Here is a 15,395-nt window from a genome sequence, read left to right on the forward strand (position 1 = left end):
AAGTTGTGCATCGTTCCCCATCATCAGCCCCGCGCAAGCAACAGTCTCCATTGTAGCTGCAACCTACCAAAGGAGCCCAATTCATGAGCCTGTATGGTGTTATGCGCACCGGCGTTTCCGGGATGAACGCGCAGTCCAACAAGCTGTCAACCGTTTCGGACAACATCGCGAACGTCAACACCACCGGTTACAAGCGGGCTTCGACCGAATTCTCCTCGCTGATCCTGAAGAGCGGCTCGGGCAATTACGATTCCGGCGCGGTCGAGACCACGGTGCGTTACGCCATCTCCGACGCCGGCAATTACCAGTTCACGACCTCGGCCACGGATCTCGCGGTCCAGGGCAACGGCTTCTTCGTCGTGCAGGATCCGAACGGCACCAACTTCCTGACGCGCGCCGGTGCGTTCGTGCCCGACAGCACGGGTAACCTCGTTAACGCGGCCGGCTTCCAGCTGATGGGCTACAACATTGCCAACGGTGCCACTCCCACCGTCGCAGCCAACGGGTTCGGCGGCCTCCAGGTCGTCAACGTCAACCAGATGGCGCTCCAGGCGTCGGCTTCGACCAAGGCGACCGTCGCCGCCAATCTGGATCCGAGCGCTACCTTCTCTGCTGGACCGGCCGGCCCCGCCAACTACACGTCGAAGACGTCGATCGTGACTTACGACAATATCGGAAATGCCGTGACGCTCGACGTCTACGCCAAAAAGACGGCGGCAAATACCTGGGATATGCAGGTCTACAACGGCGCGACCGCGCTTCCATCAAGTGGGCCCAGCACCACGTTCACGTTTGACGTAAGCTCGACCGGAAAAGGCAAGCTTGATCTGGTGGGCCCGCCGCCGAGTGCGACATCACTTACGGTGGCGATCCCCGGTGGTTCGGCTGCCTTCAACATCGACCTCTCGGCCATGACCCAGGTCGCCTCCAGTTTCGACTTCAAAGCGACCGTGGATGGCAACGCTCCGTCCGCGGTGGACAAGGTGAACATCGACGACAAGGGCGTCGTCACCGCCGTCCTCAAGAATGGCACCACGCTGCCGAGCTTTCAGATCGCGCTCGCGACCGTCCCGAGCCCGGACCATTTGACGCCCGAAGTCGGCAACGTCTACTCACCGAACCTGGAATCCGGAAACGTGCAGGTCGGCCTCGCCGGCCAGGGCGGGCTCGGCACCATCCAGTCGGGTGCTCTGGAAGATTCCAACGTCGATCTCGCGGACGAGTTGACCTCGATGATCGAGGCACAGCGCGGCTTCACCGCGAACTCGAAATCATTCCAGACCGGCGCCGATCTGCTGGACGTGGTCGTCAACCTGAAGCGCTGATTTCTTCAGCGCTCGTCCCCGGCAAGAGCAGATCATGAACCTTACCGCCGCTCTCGAGTCCGCCCGCTCCTCGTTGATGGCGTCGGGCATCCAGTCGTCGGTCATCTCGCGGAACATCGCCGGTGCCAGCTCCGCCGGCTATTCGCGCAAGATTGCCGTGCTGGACAACCTTCCGGGAACCGGCGTCTACGTGGCGGCGATCCAGCGCGCCGCGAGCTCGGGTCTCTACACCAACGTGCTGACCGCAACCTCGACGTCGGCCAAGCAGAGCGCGATCCTTGACGGTCTCCAGAAGATCGCATCTGCCACGGTGGACGATCCGGAACTCGACCAGTCTCCGACGGCGCAGCTCAATGCGCTGAAGAAGGCGCTCCAGCAATATGCCAACGCCCCGGACAACACCACGCTGGCGCAGGCCGCGGTGACGTCCGCCAAGGACATGGCGACCGCGCTCAATCAGGCGACCCAGACCGTGCAGTCGGCCCGGGAGGGCGCGGATGCCGACATGAATACGTCGGTTCAAAACATCAATCGGCTGCTCTCCCAGTTCCAGACCGTGAACACCGCGATCGTGAAGGGGACGATCTCCGGCGATGACATCACCGACTACCTCGACCAACGCGACAGCATCGTCTCGCAGCTGTCGCAGGAGGTCGGGGTCTCGATGTCGCTCCGTCCCAACGGCGACGCGGCGCTCTATACCGACAGCGGCGTCGTGCTGTTCGACAAGACGGCGCGAACGGTGAGCTTTGCGCCGACGAACGCCTATACGGCCGGCACCACCGGCAATGCGGTCTATATCGACGGCGTTCCGGTGACCGGCGCCAATTCCGCGATGCCGCTCAAGTCCGGCAAGCTTGCTGGCCTGGCGCAGCTGCGCGACAATGATACGGTTACTTACCAGAGCCAGCTCGACGAAATCGCGCGCGGCCTGGTCGACGCCTTCAAGGAAAGTGACCAGTCGCCTGTTCCGACGCTGCCCGACGTCCCCGGTCTCTTCACCTATCCGGGCGCGCCGGCGATGCCGGCGAGCGCTACCGTCTTGGTGGGCCTCGCTGGTACGATATCCGTTGCTGCATCGGTCGATCCCGCCCAAGGCGGTAATCCCAACCTGCTGCGCGATGGCCCGATCAGCGGCAACGTCGCATACCAATACAATACCGCCGGCAACGGCGGTTACTCGGCTCGGGTGCAGCAGCTCATCGGCGCCATGGATGCGTCGCAGCCGTTCGATGCGACCACGCAAGGCAAGCCGAACGGCAGCTTGATCGACTTCGCGTCGTCGTCGACGAGCTGGATCGAAAACCAGCGCAAGACCGCCGACTCCAATGTCACCTACCAGAAAACGCTGCTCGACCGCAGCACCGCGGCGCTGTCGAACGTCAGCGGCGTCAACATGGACGATGAGATGTCGTTGATGCTTCAGGTCGAACGCACCTATTCGGCCTCGTCGAAGATCATCTCGACCGTCGACGAAATGTTGCAGAGCCTGCTGGCTGCCGTGGGAAATTAAGTCATGATGAGCGCAAACTACATCTCGACCTTGATGCTGTCTTCGTCGTTGAGGTCTTCGATCACCAACAATCAGGCCGCGCTGGCCAAGGCCTCGAAGGAAGCCACCACCGGCCGCTTCGCCGATGTCGGCCTCGAGCTTGGTGCTACGACGGGAGGCGACGTCACCCTGCGGGCGGATTTGAGCTTCGCCGATCAGCTCGTCGATACCAACGGGCTGGTCTCGGGACGTCTGGACATAACGCAGAGCCGGATCACCCAGCTTGGTTCGACCGCAACGGACTTCCTCAAGGACCTGATCGCGGCGCGCAGCACCGACGGCGGCGGACGGATCATCCTGCCGCCTGCGTCCTCCAACCTCCAGGATCTGATTGGCGCGCTCAACGTCTCCTATAACGGCTCGTCTCTCTTCTCGGGCATCAACACGCAGAACACGCCGATCACGGCCTACACCGCGGGCTCAGCCAGCAAGAACCAGGTCGACGCCGACTTCCTTGCGACCTTCGGCTTCTCGCAATCATCGCCCAGCGTGAACAGCATCACCCCGGCCCAGATGCAGACCTTCCTCGACACCACCTTCGATGCCGAGTTCGCGAGCCCGGCCTGGAACACCAATTGGTCATCGGCCACCGACCAGGTCATGCAAAGCCGTATCTCCACGACCGAGATCGCGGATACCTCCGTCAGCGCCAATCAGACAGGCTTCCGCAAGCTCGCCGAGGCCTACACCATGATGGCAGATCTCGGGAACGCCAACCTGGATCAAGCGACGTTCCAGGTTGTCGTGGACAAGGCCATCGGCCTTGTCGGAAACGCCATCACTGACCTTGCCACCCTCGGCGGCGACATCGGCACGGTCCAGCAGCGGATCACCTCAGCAACCGACAAGCTCAAGACGCAGCAGGACATTCTGAACAATCAGATCGTGGGTATAGAGAAGGTCGATCCGACGGAAGCCTCCGTCAGGGTCAACACCTTGCAGACGCAGATCCAGACGGCACTTGCGCTCACCTCGCAGCTCCAGAAGATCAGCCTCATCAACTATCTCTAAGTCCCGCTCCTTCGTAAGGCTCGTAATCCTTGTCTTATTGTTCGGTCTCCTGCGCAGAGTTGTCCTGATGACGTTTGAAGCCTATGAAGCGGTCGTTGACGAGAGCGGCTATGAGGCGCGGGGCCGCGAGCGGCAGGCGCTCAGCCTTGGCATCGACCGGCTCGAGCGGATCCAGAAGGACCGCTTCAGCCTGGAGGATCTGGTCGAGAGCCTGCTCTATGTGCGGCGGCTGTGGACGATCTTCATCGAGGATCTCGCGCATCCGGAAAACGGGCTTCCGGAAAAGCTGCGCGCCGACATCATCTCGATCGGGCTGTGGGTGGTCAAGGAAGCCGACCGCCTTCGCGAAGAAAAGTCGAATGACGTGATCCAGCTCATCGAAATCAACCGCCTGATCCGAGACGCACTTTAATGAAGATATCCTTGCGTGCGGGCGAACGGGTCTACATCAACGGCGCTGTGCTGCGCGTGGACCGCAAGGTCTCCGTCGAGCTCGTCAATGACGTGATGTTCCTGCTCGAAGGACAGATCATGCAGGCCTCCGACGCCACCACGGCGCTGCGGCAGCTCTATTTCATCGTCCAGCTCATGCTGATGAATCCGACCGATGTCCGGGATGCTTCGGCTCTCTACGGGCAGCATCACGCCGCTCTGCTCGCGGTGTGCGAGAGCCAGGAGATGCTGGTCGGGCTTGGTGCGGTCGACGACCTGGTCGGGGCGACCCGTTACTTCGACGCGCTCAAGCGGATTCGGGCACTGTTTCCAGTGGAGCAGGCCATCCTGGCCGGCGCCACGATTGATTCTCCATTCGAGGCTGCCTGACCGCGGAGAGATACATGAACGTCACCAGCGCGACCGATAGCACCAGCAAGTCGTCCAGTTCGACCAGCTCGACGACGTCGACGTCGAGCACCGGCGTCGACTACAACACGTTTCTTCGGCTCCTCATTGCAGAGATGAAGAACCAGGATCCGACCAATCCGATGGATACCTCGCAATACATGAGCCAGTTTGCGCAGCTCTCGTCGGTCGAGCAGGCGATGCAGACCAACACCAAGCTCGACGCTCTGCTGTCTTCGCAGTCGCTGTCGCAGGCCGACGGGCTGATCGGAAAGACCGTCAGCTTCACGGATGCGACAGGAGCGAGCTTCAGCGGCAAGGTCGCCTCGATCTCCATCAACAGCGACGGCTCGGTCGCGACACTCGAGAACGGCACGAAGGTCGCGATCGGCCCCGGTCTCACGATCAGCCAGTCATGAACGAACGGGACGCTCTCGACATCGTCCAGGCGGCGATCTGGACCATTATCGTCGCCTCCGGACCTGCCGTCGGTGCCGCGATGCTGGTCGGCACCATCATCGCGCTGATCCAGGCCCTGACCCAGATCCAGGAGGTGACGCTGACTTTCGTTCCGAAGATCATCGTCATTCTCGTGGTCGTTGCCGTCTCCGGCTCCTTCATCGGAGCCCATCTCTCCACCTTCACTGAGATGGTCTATTCGCACATCGAGCGCGGCTTCTGACCCGACGGTCCCGGCCACCTCTGCCACCCCTGCCACCACCCCCGCGTAAGCTTTGCACGGCAGATTACGGGCCGGATCCTCTGCCGGTGACCCATGTCCGATACGTTAGCTGCTAGCCTGCCGACCCCGCGACGATTGGGCGCCGACGCCTTTTTCGCGGGCGGCATCGTGGCCATGCTCACGATCCTGTTCCTGCCCATACCGCCGATCCTGATCGATCTCGGCCTCGCGTTCTCGATCGCGCTCTCGGCACTGATCCTAATGGTCGCACTGTGGATCCAGCGGCCGCTTGATTTCTCGGCCTTCCCGACCGTGCTCCTGATCGCGACGATCCTGCGGCTTGCGCTCAACGTCGCAACGACCCGTCTCATCCTGTCGCGCGGCGGGGAGGGCGAAAACGCCGCGGGCCATGTCGTTGCCGGTTTCTCGAAGTTCGTCATGGGTGGTGACTTCGTCATCGGCCTGATCATCTTTGCGATTCTGGTCACGGTGAACTTCGTCGTGATCACCAAGGGCGCAACGCGTATCGCCGAAGTGGGCGCCCGCTTCACCCTGGATGCGATCCCGGGCAAGCAGATGGCGATCGACGCGGATCTATCCGCGGGCCTGATCGACGACAAGGAAGCCCAGCGCCGGCGCCGCGAGCTGGAAGAGGAGAGCGCGTTCTTCGGCGCCATGGACGGCGCCTCGAAATTCGTCCGCGGCGACGCCGTCGCCGGCCTGATCATCACCGCGATCAACATTTTCGGCGGTATCATCATCGGCGTGACGCATCATGGATTGACGCTGGCACGCGCCGCCGACGTCTACACCAAGCTCTCCGTGGGCGACGGCCTGGTAACGCAGATGCCCGCGCTGATCGTGTCGCTGTCGGCGGGCCTGCTCGTCTCGAAGGGCGGCACCAGAGGTTCGGCCGAGCAGGCGGTGTTGCGGCAGCTCGGCGGCTATCCGCGCGCGGTGTCGGCCGCCGCGCTGATGATGTTCGTGCTCGCCTTGATGCCGGGGCTGCCGACGGCGCCCTTCCTGCTGCTCGGCGGCGTCATGGCCTTCGTCGGATACTCGTTGCCGAGGCGGCAGGCAGCCCTGAGGCGCAAGGAAGATGCGCGCAAGGCCGACGAACGCGCCCAGGTCGATGCCAAGGAATCCGTCAAGGAATCGCTTAAGACCGCGGAGATCGAGCTGGCGCTCGGCGGCCACCTCTCGGTCCATCTGCTGGGCTCGCGCACCGAGCTGGCGCACCGCGTGGCCAAGATCCGCAAGAAGTTCGCCAAGCAGTACGGCTTCGTGGTTCCCGAGATCAAGCTCACCGACAATCTGTCGATCGATCCCAAAGGATACCAGATCCGGATCCACGACACCCGCGTCGCCCAGGGCGAGCTCAGGCTCGGCGAAGTGCTGGTGCTGGTCGACAAGGATGGCAAGCCCGACGTTCCCGGCGAAGAGGTGATCGAGCCGGCCTTCGGCATGAAGGCGCTGTGGGTGACGGACGCTTTCACCGACGAGGTCAAGCGTCAGGGCTGCAAGCCGGTCGACAATCTGTCGGTGCTGCTCACGCATCTGAGCGAAGTGATCAGGGCCAACCTCGCCCAGCTCCTGTCCTACAAGGACATGCGCGGCCTGCTCGACCGGCTCGATCCCGAATACAAGCGCCTTGTCGAGGATCTCTGCCCGTCGCAGATATCGTATTCGGGGCTGCTTGCGATCCTGAAGATCCTGCTGGCCGAGCGCGTGTCAATCCGCAACCTCCATCTGATCCTCGAAGCCATCGCCGAGATCGCGCCCCATGTGCGGCGCTCCGAGCAGGTGGCCGAGCACGTGCGTACCCGTCTTGCCCAGCAGATTTGCGGCGATCTCTCCGACAACGGCGTGCTCAACGTCGTGCGTCTCGGCAACCGTTGGGATCTCGCGTTTCACCAGAGCCTGAAGCGCGACGCCAAGGGCGACGTCGTCGAATTCGACGCCGATCCGCGCCTGATCGAGCAGTTTGCGACCGAAGCCAGCGCCGCGATCCGCAAGTTCACCGAGAACGGCACCAGCGTGGTGCTGGCGGTGACCCCGGAAGCGCGTCCCTACGTCCGGATGATCCTGGAGCGGGTCTTTCCGACACTGCCGATCCTGTCGCATGTCGAGGTCGCGCGCAGCACCGAGATCCGGGCCCTCGGAGCCATATCGTGATCAGCGGCCTCACCGATAGCGTGCTGGTGACGTTCATCGTGTTCTGCCGCATCGGTGCCTGCCTGATGCTGGTGCCCGGCTATTCCAGCGTCAACGTTCCGGCCCAGGTCCGCTTGTTCGTCGCGCTCGTCACGACGTTTGCGCTGACGCCGATCCTGATCGCCGTCCTGAAACCCCTTACGGACAACGCGGCGCCCCTGACGCTCGCGCTCCTGATCTGCTCCGAGCTCGTGGTCGGCTGCGTCATCGGGCTCGGCGGTCGCGTGTTCTTCCTCGCACTCCAGACCATGGCCACCGTGATGGCGAGCGCGATCGGGCTGAGCAACATCCCGGGGACCCCGGTCGGCGATACCGATCCGGCGCCGGCCCTGGTGCCGCTGATCATGACGGCCGTCACCACGCTGTTCTTCATGACCGACCAGCACTGGCAGGTCCTGCGCGGACTGATGAACTCCTACGCCGTCTGGCATCCCGGCGACCGGCTCGGCGGCAGCATGCCGCTCGACCAGCTCGTCGGCAGGCTGTCGGAGGCGTTCGTGCTGACGCTGCGGATCGCCAGCCCTTTCATCGTCTATTCGGTCGTCGTCAACTTGGCGGTCGGCCTGATCAACAAGCTGACGCCGGCGATTCCGGTCTATTTCATCTCGGTGCCCTTCGTGCTGTTCGGCGGCTTCCTGCTGCTCTACCTCACCAGCGACGAACTCCTGACGCAATTGATGCTCGGCGTCTCGTCGTGGCTGGCGGAGTGATCGGTCATGACGTCGCGCGCGGACAAGCTCGGCCGGATGGTCTCGCTCGTGAAGCTCCAGCTTCGGCTGTCAGAGTGGCAGCTCGCTCATCTGCGCCAGCAGGAGCGCAGCTTGCAGGACGAGCAGGAATGGCTGGTCGGAACTCTCAACGAGGGGAAGCCGCCGGCGGGATCATCGAGCGAATCGATCGCGCGGCGCCTGACCAGAGCCAGCGTCGGCGCTCGCGCGATTCAGGCCCAGGCCTCGCAGCAGCTCGACCAGGTTCGCACGGAGAGCCGCCGTGTGAAGCAGTTCGAGCAGGTCGCGAAGGCGGCGCTCGCGGACAAGCTTCGCGACGCCGAGAAGCGATCGCTCGAGGAGCTGACGGGAACAAGCCTCACCGTGCGCGAGTGGCCGCCACGGCTAGCCAATCGGACCAAGACATGATCGTGACAGCGACACCCGACCTCGTTCTCGACGTCCTCGACGCCGCCGATCCCGTGACGCAGCGCGCGGCCACCGCGAAGCTCGACGCGCTGAAATCATCGGACGCGGATTTCGCCGCCACGATGGACGCGGAGGTCGGCAAGGCCAAGGCGGCTGCTGCCGATCAATTCGCGACGAAGATCTCGGAACCCCAGTCGGGTGCGGTGAACGGGGCGCCGGTGCAGGTGATCAAGGCGCCGGCATCCGGCGAGGTGTACCGCAAGTTCGAGGCCTTCATCCTCCAGACCTTCGTCGAGACGATGCTGCCGAAGGAGTCGGAGCAGGTCTTTGGAAAAGGCACGGCCGGCGGCGTCTGGAAGTCGATGCTGGCGGAGCAGCTTGGTGCTCAGCTGGCAAAGGGCAAGGGCATTGGCATTGCCAAGCAGCTCGCTGCCGCGCATCCGGCGGGACCGGACGCTTCGGGCAAGGCCGGATGACGATCCGGGAATGGATGACAGAAGTTGAAGGGTGAATTTCCTATGCAGGCACAAGAAGGCGCGGCGGCCCTGGTGATGGAACAGCCGGTCGTGGACCGCGAGGCGATGACGACGGCGGCCGTGTCGGGGGATGCCCTGTTGCCCGTGCTGCTGCCGAATGTCGGCGGCGAGGTGGCGAACGACGGCGCGGACGCGGCGAGATCGGACGAGGTACGCGGCCTGCTGGCTGCGATCCGCCGGCTCGAAGGCATCGTCGAAGAGGAGACGGCCGCGCTCGCGACCGGCAAGAAGATCGACTTCGACGAGTTCAGCGCCCGGAAGAGCCGGAGCATGCTGGAATTCGTCCGTCTGATGCGGGCACGAATGCACCTCGGCGGCGAGGTCGAGATCACCGAGGAGGTCCAGCGGCTGCGCGAGAAGCTCGAGCGAAACCGTTCCATCCTCGAAATGCATTACGATGCGGTGCGCGAGGTTGCGAGCATCATCGTCAAGGCCATCAAGGACGCCGAATCGGACGGCACCTATACCGGCCGCGCAGCACAGGACGGAAAATGATCAGACTCGTGCTAGCCGGGCTCTGGGTATGCATCCTCACCGCGGGAACGAGCTATGCCGTGGCCTATTGGAAGGAAAATGGCAGTCTGCTGCCGGCAAAGGATGAATATCTCGACGGGCTGCAGTACCAGAAGACGCGGGCCCTGAGCGTGCCAATGGTCGAGAGTGGCAACGTACAGGGCTACATCGTCGCGCGCTTCGTCTACACCGTAGAGGCGCGGACCATGCATCAGCTCAACGTGCCGCCCGAGCCGTTCGTCGTCGATGAAGCCTTCCGCAGGATCTATGCCGACGACCGCCTGGATTTCAGAAAACTCGCCCGTTACGACCTCTCCACCCTCACAACGGCCATCAAGCAGCGTGTCAACGAGCGAATGCAGGCCGAAGTCGTCCAGGACGTCCTTGTCGAGGACTTCAATTACGTGTCGAAGGAAGAATTCCAGCAGAAGCCCTAGGCATTACCGGTTCTGATTGAATCAGAAGCGAGCCTCTAGAATTATACTTAGACGCGAGCCGCGGCGCCGGTACTGCCGCGCCTCTGTTCGCCGTTGATGTCGCTGAAACTACAACGGCCCCTGCGAAGGTGGTTCGCGAGGCCGTTGTCGGTTGCGTGGCAGCGCCCTGCCGATCAGTTTCCGGCCGGATACGCCGCCGGAGCGGCATGCGACCTGTTGAGCAGGATGCCGACTTCGTCGAGCTCCTGCATCGGCACGTCGATGGTTTCGCCGGCCGGGATGTCGAGGCGGTACCCGACGTAACGCCGCGCCACGATCGCATCGAAGCCGAGGCGGTCGCGGAGCTTCTTGCGCAGTTTGCTGACGTGGCTCTCGATCACGCTCTCGTCGAACGTCGCTTCGAAGATGCCGTAGACCGCGTTGAAGATCTGCGTCTTGGTGACCCACTTGCCGTGGTTGCTGACCATATATTCGAGAATGCGCAGTTCGCGGCGTGGCAGGGTGAGGGCGTGGCCAGCGATCTCGGGGTCACGTCCGTTGAAGAAGACCTGGATCCTGGTCTCGCAGGGCCTCGGCAGTTCCCCGACCCGGCGGCGCGCAATCGCGGCCGTTCGGGCGAGGATCTCGCGGAGGTGAATCGGTATGTGGACGACGTCATCGACGCCCGATTCGAAGAGCTCCAGCGTGTTCTTGAGCATCTTTTGGCCGCTCATGGCGATGATGGGCGCCGAGGAGCGCTTGCGCATCGCCCGCGGCAGGCTTCCGCGGGTGTCGCAATCCCCGAGGAGGAAGGCGTCCACCGCGGCCAGATCCGATTCACTCGCAGATTGCAGCCAGTCCCAGAATTCTCCGGAGGAGAAGCCGATCGACGATACACCTTCGCGAACGAGCCCTCCGACATAGCTGTTCGTGACGCTCTCGCGATCATCAACGATAATATACATCAGTCTTTCGCCCCTGTTTCGCACTTGTTACGGCCGGTTGGTTGTTGTGATGCCCGGCTCGGCAACTGTGCTGTTTGACGATATTCCTTCCCGCGAACCGTTATTATGGTTTCGATATTCGCGGGCAGCCCTACGCATTCAGTGCCTGCGTCTCGCAGGCCTGCTACTTCGACTCGATACTGAACGCTTACTGCGTGAGGCTCGGCGGGTGTCTTGCGGATCACCTCGCGGAGCGGATTGAGAAAGCGACCTAGAACAATTGCGCCAAGTCGCTCATGCGTCCGAACGCTACTGTACTGTGTCAATCCCCTCGCCAACTGGCGAGAATCACTTGAGTAGGACCGTAACAATTGCCGATTTCCGATCAAGCGTGCGCAACTAAGCGTTTGCTACACGTGCTTGATGCTGTTGGTTTGGTTCGAGTTGTTTCTTTGTATATTCAATCGCATCAGTTGATTTGGAATTCGAACTAGTTTTGCACCTTGGCGGTTCTAAAGTTCCGCATCCCCGTATGATTACAGCTATTTCGGGTGGTGCTGCGCTTCATGCACATTGATGGGTTTTCAACCCGGGATTGACTCTCGTCATCGCGTTTCCACGTGCGACAATTCGACTCATGTATGGCGAGGCGACTCCAGCTTGGCGAAATCTTGGCGAGGGTGTGTCTTTCGAGTCGCACTCTCGCCACGTGCGTGACGCGTTTGACTCATGTGACGTCGCATCGCGCGTGATGAGAAGTTTTCGATGCGCACGTTTCAGGCAAGCTTCGGCAAATAATGTCACCGTTCGACAGATCGAACCGAACGGAGCATTCTCGCATGTTGTCCGATGGACAAGCTCGTCCCAACGCGAACGCCGATGTTTCCGCAGCGGCGAAACCGGCCGCGGAGACGCGCGATGCCAGAGACAATGCGGCGCCGACGGCCAGGCCTTTTGTAAATGCCAAGCCTTTTGCAAATACCAAGCCTTTTGCAAATACCAAGCCTGCTGCAAATACCAAGCCTGCGAACACCAAGCCTGCGTCGGCAGCAGCGAGTGATGAAACTCTGGCGAAAGAGGCGCTCGAGGGTCTGAAGCGTATTCGCGCCAAGGCGCGCCTCGACAAGATGGCAATTTCCAAGCCTACGCCCATCGTGATCAAGCCGGCCGTGATCGTGGCCAAGCCGCCGCCCCCGCGTCCGACATGGGTCGTGCCGCTCGCGACATTGGCGGTCGCTGCGATCCTGGTCGTCTGCGCCTGCACCGGAGTGATCGCCTATCTCACCATGCAGCCTGCCCAGAGCAACGTCGCGGCCAACACTGAGATCAGGAATCTGCGCGAGACGGTGGCGCAACTGCGCAGGCAGGTGTCGGGCGTGTCCGACAATCTCGACGGCCTGCGCACCGCGGTCGATCAATCGAGCAAGGCGACCAATGACCGTTTTGGCCGGTTTGGCGAAAATCTTGATCGCATCGAACGGGTGAGCTCGTCCTCTACGGTGAAGCTCGACAAGCTTGCCCAGGTGCAGGCCCAGGCTCCGGCGCCCGTCGCCACACAGCCAATGCCAATGATGGCCTCGGCCGCTACGCCCGAGATCACGGGATCGGTAGCACCTTCCGAGCGCATCTCGGCGCCGCGCAAGACGGTCAAGGGCTGGTCGGTCCGCCAGGCCTATGAGGGGATAGCGATCCTGCAAGGCCCGAACGGCGTCGTCGAGGCGGTGTTGGGACAGCAGGTGCCCGGCCTTGGCCGTATCGAGGAGATCAAAAACGAGAACGGACGTCTGGTGGTCGAGTCCAGCGGGGGCGTCATCTATTCGTCACGCAAGGCCACGCCCTGATCGAGGGCCACTTCTATTTGCGGTGATGCTCGAAGCTGGTGCATAGCAGATCGACCTCCGCCTCCGCGATCGGCGCCCGAAACAGGCGGCAGCTGAACTCGGCGGTCGTCCTGCTGTCCGTGGTGGTGCGATCCTCGCGGAGGAAGATGCATCGCTTGCAGACGTCGGTATGGTGCCGCTGTTCGGCCGCATCGGCCTGATCGAGCGCGTGCCGGAGTGTGTCGCGAAAGCGAGTCTTGGCCTCGTCGTCGAGAACGGCAATGGCCTCGAGCAGAACGCTGGTGGGGTCGCGCACGAGAAATTTCTTGCCCTGCTGCGTCACGCTCAGCAACACGGAGCGCTTGTCCATGGCGGAGCGCTTGCGCTCGATGTAGCCCAGTCGCTCGAGCTCGCCGATGATGAACGAGGCGGTGGCGCGCGTGGTGCCAACGTAGCTGGCGAGCGCCGAGGGCGTCCGGGAAAACCGGTTGGCACGGGAGAGGAAACGCAGCGCCATCCATTCGCGGTCGCGCAGGCCATGCTTGGCGCCTTCGAACCACAGGATGCGGGCCATCTGCCCCAATAATTCGATCGCTTCGCGAGCCAAATACATTTCAATATCTTTACTCAATTGAGCTTTTGGCAGCGCAATCCGGGTGGCTGATAATGAAGCTCCCTGAGAGAGGCGGAACCTTCCAGTCGTGGAACTAGAGCGTCACGAACAAAGTTCGAGTAAATCCCCCGGCTCAACTCTTCTGAAAATTTCACTCAAATGACCGCGGTGTACGCGCAGATTCCGCTCGCGCGGGATGTGCGTGCAACATGATGTGTCGCTGCGACCACCGCAAAGCCCATTTGTTGCGCGATGCGCTTCGAATCGCGCGAGCGGACGGATCGGCAGCAACTCGGGCAGCGGAAAAGGGGGCGAGAGAACCACCGTTTTCGGTTAATGAATGTTGCGTTGCAATGCGGCTAGGCGGTTAAATCGAAATAGGATCGAGCCCGGGAATGATAGAGCAAGTGAAGCCGTTCAGCGTCAAGCGCGCAGCATTGGCCGCCACCGTCGGCAACATGCTCGAGTTCTACGACTTCATCACCTACAGCTTCTTCGCCATCCAGATCGGCCATACCTTCTTCCCGACGGGAAGCGAGTACGGCAGCCTGATGCTGTCGCTGGCGACTTTCGGCGCCGGCTTCGTGACGCGGCCGATCGGCGGAATCGTGCTTGGGATCTATTCCGACCGGATCGGCCGGCGGCCTGCCATGCTGCTGAGCTTCGCGCTCATGGGGCTATCGATCCTGACCATCGCGCTCACGCCGTCCTATCGATCGATCGGCCTTGCAGCGCCCGTCATCGTGATCGCGGCGCGTATGGCGCAAGGCTTTGCTCTGGGCGGGGAGGTTGGACCGACCACCGCCTATCTGATGGAGATCGCCCCGCCCCAGCATCGCGCGCTGGTGGTGGCCTGGCAACCGGCCAGCCAGGAGATCGCCGCGACCGCAGGCGCGCTCGTCGGCGTCATCCTGAGTAAGACGATGGGGCCGGAGATGCTCGACGCCTATGGCTGGCGGGTGGCGTTTCTGATCGGAGCGGTGTGCCTGCCGTTCGGGTTCTGGATGCGCCGGACGCTGCCCGAGACTATCCCGCAGGCCGAAGCCGGTGCCCGCACCGTCGAGCACACTGGTCATCTCTCGCAGGCGAGACGGCACCTTGGCGTCATCGGACTTGCGCTGATGATCCTGGCAAGCGGCACGATCTCGACCTACGTCACCCAATACATGACGACCTATGCGCAGAACACGCTGCATCTGTCGTCGACACTGGCTTTCGCCGTGTCGCTGGTCAGCAACGGCATCCAGTTTGTCGGCGCGCTGGTCGGGGGCTGGCTGGCAGATCGTCTCGGTCGCAAGCCGGTGATGATCTGGCCGCAGCTCGCAACGCTGCTGCTGACCTACCCGACCTTCCTCTGGATCGTCCATGCCTCCGGCGCGTTGTCGCTCCTGGTTGGTTTCGGTGTTCTGTCCGTCATCGGCTCGCTGCCGTTCACTGCGTTCTACGCGACCTTCACCGAGGCGCTGCCCCAGAACATCCGCGGCGGTGTGTTCGCGACCGTCTACGCGGTCGCGATCGCCAGCTTCGGCGGTACGGCGCAGCTCGTGGTCACCTGGCTCCTCCACGTCACCGGAAATCCGCTGGCGCCGGCCTGGTACCTGCTGCTCGCGGCGATCGTCGGACTAGTCGCGATGAGCCTCATGCCCGAGACTGCGCCAGTGAAACAGCATCAGAACAAGACCTGAAAACAAGGCCTGAAAGCAGCGCGTTCGCAGGCTGGTGATTTGCGTTTGCCGGCAACTATGGCGAATGCGTCGCCTGAACGATCAGGCGCACGCATCAGGAAGGATGAA

The 15,395-nt window shown here is 62.4% G+C and carries 17 protein-coding genes; 15 read left to right on the plus strand and 2 right to left on the minus strand.

The annotated features are described in order from the left end of the window. Positions 1-83 precede the first annotated feature (83 nt). The 13 genes from BcanWU425_RS09625 to BcanWU425_RS09685 all read left to right on the plus strand — a co-directional run bounded on the left by BcanWU425_RS09625 (position 84) and on the right by BcanWU425_RS09685 (position 10,246). Positions 84-1,325 carry a flagellar hook protein FlgE gene (locus tag BcanWU425_RS09625; protein ID WP_026232642.1) on the plus strand — a complete coding sequence of 414 codons (1,242 nt, stop codon included), beginning with the start codon at positions 84-86 and terminating at the stop codon, positions 1,323-1,325. Between the two features lie 34 nt (positions 1,326-1,359). After that, positions 1,360-2,838, plus strand: a complete 1,479-nt coding sequence (flgK, locus tag BcanWU425_RS09630) for a flagellar hook-associated protein FlgK (protein WP_231190391.1) — start codon at positions 1,360-1,362, stop codon at positions 2,836-2,838. A 3-nt stretch (positions 2,839-2,841) separates the two neighbouring features. Beyond that, positions 2,842-3,888: a flagellar hook-associated family protein gene (locus BcanWU425_RS09635; protein WP_085351954.1), complete on the plus strand. Its 1,047-nt coding sequence runs from the start codon at positions 2,842-2,844 to the stop codon at positions 3,886-3,888. Positions 3,889-3,955: 67 nt separating this feature from the next. Continuing rightward, positions 3,956-4,300 (plus strand): flagellar biosynthesis regulator FlaF, encoded by a 345-nt coding sequence (flaF, locus tag BcanWU425_RS09640; RefSeq protein ID WP_018453979.1) that lies wholly within the window; start codon positions 3,956-3,958, stop codon positions 4,298-4,300. After that, complete coding sequence (gene flbT / locus BcanWU425_RS09645; protein ID WP_085351953.1) at positions 4,300-4,710, plus strand: flagellar biosynthesis repressor FlbT; 411 nt, start codon at positions 4,300-4,302, stop codon at positions 4,708-4,710. Before flaF ends, flbT begins: the two co-directional genes overlap by 1 nt. Before the next feature lie 14 nt (positions 4,711-4,724). Continuing rightward, positions 4,725-5,147: a flagellar hook assembly protein FlgD gene (flgD, locus tag BcanWU425_RS09650; protein ID WP_018453981.1), complete on the plus strand. Its 423-nt coding sequence runs from the start codon at positions 4,725-4,727 to the stop codon at positions 5,145-5,147. Next, a complete protein-coding gene (fliQ, locus tag BcanWU425_RS09655) occupies positions 5,144-5,410 on the plus strand; it encodes a flagellar biosynthesis protein FliQ (protein WP_018453982.1) in 267 nt (88 codons plus the stop codon). The genes flgD and fliQ overlap by 4 nt, the downstream gene beginning before the upstream one ends. Before the next feature lie 93 nt (positions 5,411-5,503). Then, positions 5,504-7,585, plus strand: coding sequence for a flagellar biosynthesis protein FlhA (flhA, locus tag BcanWU425_RS09660; RefSeq protein ID WP_085385299.1), 2,082 nt, complete (start codon positions 5,504-5,506; stop codon positions 7,583-7,585). Beyond that, complete coding sequence (gene fliR / locus BcanWU425_RS09665) at positions 7,582-8,334, plus strand: flagellar biosynthesis protein FliR (protein ID WP_204512158.1); 753 nt, start codon at positions 7,582-7,584, stop codon at positions 8,332-8,334. The genes flhA and fliR overlap by 4 nt, the downstream gene beginning before the upstream one ends. 6 nt (positions 8,335-8,340) lie before the next feature. Beyond that, on the plus strand, positions 8,341-8,760 hold the full coding sequence (locus tag BcanWU425_RS09670; protein WP_018453985.1) for a hypothetical protein: 420 nt from the start codon (positions 8,341-8,343) through the stop codon (positions 8,758-8,760). Continuing rightward, positions 8,757-9,236, plus strand: a complete 480-nt coding sequence (locus tag BcanWU425_RS09675; RefSeq protein WP_018453986.1) for a rod-binding protein — start codon at positions 8,757-8,759, stop codon at positions 9,234-9,236. The genes BcanWU425_RS09670 and BcanWU425_RS09675 overlap by 4 nt, the downstream gene beginning before the upstream one ends. 42 nt (positions 9,237-9,278) lie before the next feature. Beyond that, positions 9,279-9,791, plus strand: coding sequence for a FlgN protein (locus BcanWU425_RS09680; RefSeq protein ID WP_018453987.1), 513 nt, complete (start codon positions 9,279-9,281; stop codon positions 9,789-9,791). Next, positions 9,788-10,246, plus strand: a complete 459-nt coding sequence (locus BcanWU425_RS09685; protein WP_085351948.1) for a hypothetical protein — start codon at positions 9,788-9,790, stop codon at positions 10,244-10,246. Before BcanWU425_RS09680 ends, BcanWU425_RS09685 begins: the two co-directional genes overlap by 4 nt. Positions 10,247-10,419: 173 nt before the next feature. On the opposite strand, the gene BcanWU425_RS09690 is transcribed toward BcanWU425_RS09685, so the two are convergent. Beyond that, positions 10,420-11,190, minus strand: coding sequence for a response regulator transcription factor (locus tag BcanWU425_RS09690; protein WP_018453989.1), 771 nt, complete (start codon positions 11,188-11,190; stop codon positions 10,420-10,422). 818 nt (positions 11,191-12,008) lie between these two features. On the opposite strand from BcanWU425_RS09690, the gene BcanWU425_RS09695 reads away from it, so the two are divergent. Beyond that, positions 12,009-13,010: a hypothetical protein gene (locus BcanWU425_RS09695; RefSeq protein ID WP_085385301.1), complete on the plus strand. Its 1,002-nt coding sequence runs from the start codon at positions 12,009-12,011 to the stop codon at positions 13,008-13,010. Between the two features lie 13 nt (positions 13,011-13,023). Here the strand turns inward: BcanWU425_RS09695 and BcanWU425_RS09700 are convergent, their stop codons facing one another. Continuing rightward, on the minus strand, positions 13,024-13,602 hold the full coding sequence (locus tag BcanWU425_RS09700; protein ID WP_018453991.1) for a MarR family winged helix-turn-helix transcriptional regulator: 579 nt from the start codon (positions 13,600-13,602) through the stop codon (positions 13,024-13,026). A 395-nt stretch (positions 13,603-13,997) separates the two neighbouring features. Here BcanWU425_RS09700 and BcanWU425_RS09705 point away from each other — a divergent pair, with 395 nt between their 5' ends. After that, positions 13,998-15,287, plus strand: coding sequence for an MFS transporter (locus tag BcanWU425_RS09705; protein WP_204512157.1), 1,290 nt, complete (start codon positions 13,998-14,000; stop codon positions 15,285-15,287). Positions 15,288-15,395 lie beyond the last annotated feature (108 nt).

This window comes from Bradyrhizobium sp. WU425 (genome assembly GCF_021052305.1).
Taxonomy (GTDB): Bacteria; Pseudomonadota; Alphaproteobacteria; order Rhizobiales; family Xanthobacteraceae; genus Bradyrhizobium; species Bradyrhizobium canariense_D.

Excerpts from the sequence above, each read along its gene's own strand:
- BcanWU425_RS09625 (WP_026232642.1), top strand. The coding sequence starts at position 84 with ATGAGCCTGTATGGTGTTATGCGCACCGGCGTTTCCGGGATGAACGCG.
- flgD (WP_018453981.1), top strand. The coding sequence starts at position 4,725 with ATGAACGTCACCAGCGCGACCGATAGCACCAGCAAGTCGTCCAGTTCG.
- flbT (WP_085351953.1), top strand. The coding sequence starts at position 4,300 with ATGAAGATATCCTTGCGTGCGGGCGAACGGGTCTACATCAACGGCGCT.
- BcanWU425_RS09705 (WP_204512157.1), top strand. The coding sequence starts at position 13,998 with ATGATAGAGCAAGTGAAGCCGTTCAGCGTCAAGCGCGCAGCATTGGCC.
- flhA (WP_085385299.1), top strand. The coding sequence starts at position 5,504 with ATGTCCGATACGTTAGCTGCTAGCCTGCCGACCCCGCGACGATTGGGC.
- BcanWU425_RS09695 (WP_085385301.1), top strand. The coding sequence starts at position 12,009 with ATGTTGTCCGATGGACAAGCTCGTCCCAACGCGAACGCCGATGTTTCC.
- BcanWU425_RS09700 (WP_018453991.1), bottom strand. The coding sequence starts at position 13,602 with ATGTATTTGGCTCGCGAAGCGATCGAATTATTGGGGCAGATGGCCCGC.
- BcanWU425_RS09635 (WP_085351954.1), top strand. The coding sequence starts at position 2,842 with ATGATGAGCGCAAACTACATCTCGACCTTGATGCTGTCTTCGTCGTTG.
- BcanWU425_RS09670 (WP_018453985.1), top strand. The coding sequence starts at position 8,341 with ATGACGTCGCGCGCGGACAAGCTCGGCCGGATGGTCTCGCTCGTGAAG.
- BcanWU425_RS09690 (WP_018453989.1), bottom strand. The coding sequence starts at position 11,190 with ATGTATATTATCGTTGATGATCGCGAGAGCGTCACGAACAGCTATGTC.
- fliQ (WP_018453982.1), top strand. The coding sequence starts at position 5,144 with ATGAACGAACGGGACGCTCTCGACATCGTCCAGGCGGCGATCTGGACC.
- BcanWU425_RS09675 (WP_018453986.1), top strand. The coding sequence starts at position 8,757 with ATGATCGTGACAGCGACACCCGACCTCGTTCTCGACGTCCTCGACGCC.
- BcanWU425_RS09680 (WP_018453987.1), top strand. The coding sequence starts at position 9,279 with ATGCAGGCACAAGAAGGCGCGGCGGCCCTGGTGATGGAACAGCCGGTC.
- flgK (WP_231190391.1), top strand. The coding sequence starts at position 1,360 with ATGAACCTTACCGCCGCTCTCGAGTCCGCCCGCTCCTCGTTGATGGCG.
- flaF (WP_018453979.1), top strand. The coding sequence starts at position 3,956 with ATGACGTTTGAAGCCTATGAAGCGGTCGTTGACGAGAGCGGCTATGAG.
- BcanWU425_RS09685 (WP_085351948.1), top strand. The coding sequence starts at position 9,788 with ATGATCAGACTCGTGCTAGCCGGGCTCTGGGTATGCATCCTCACCGCG.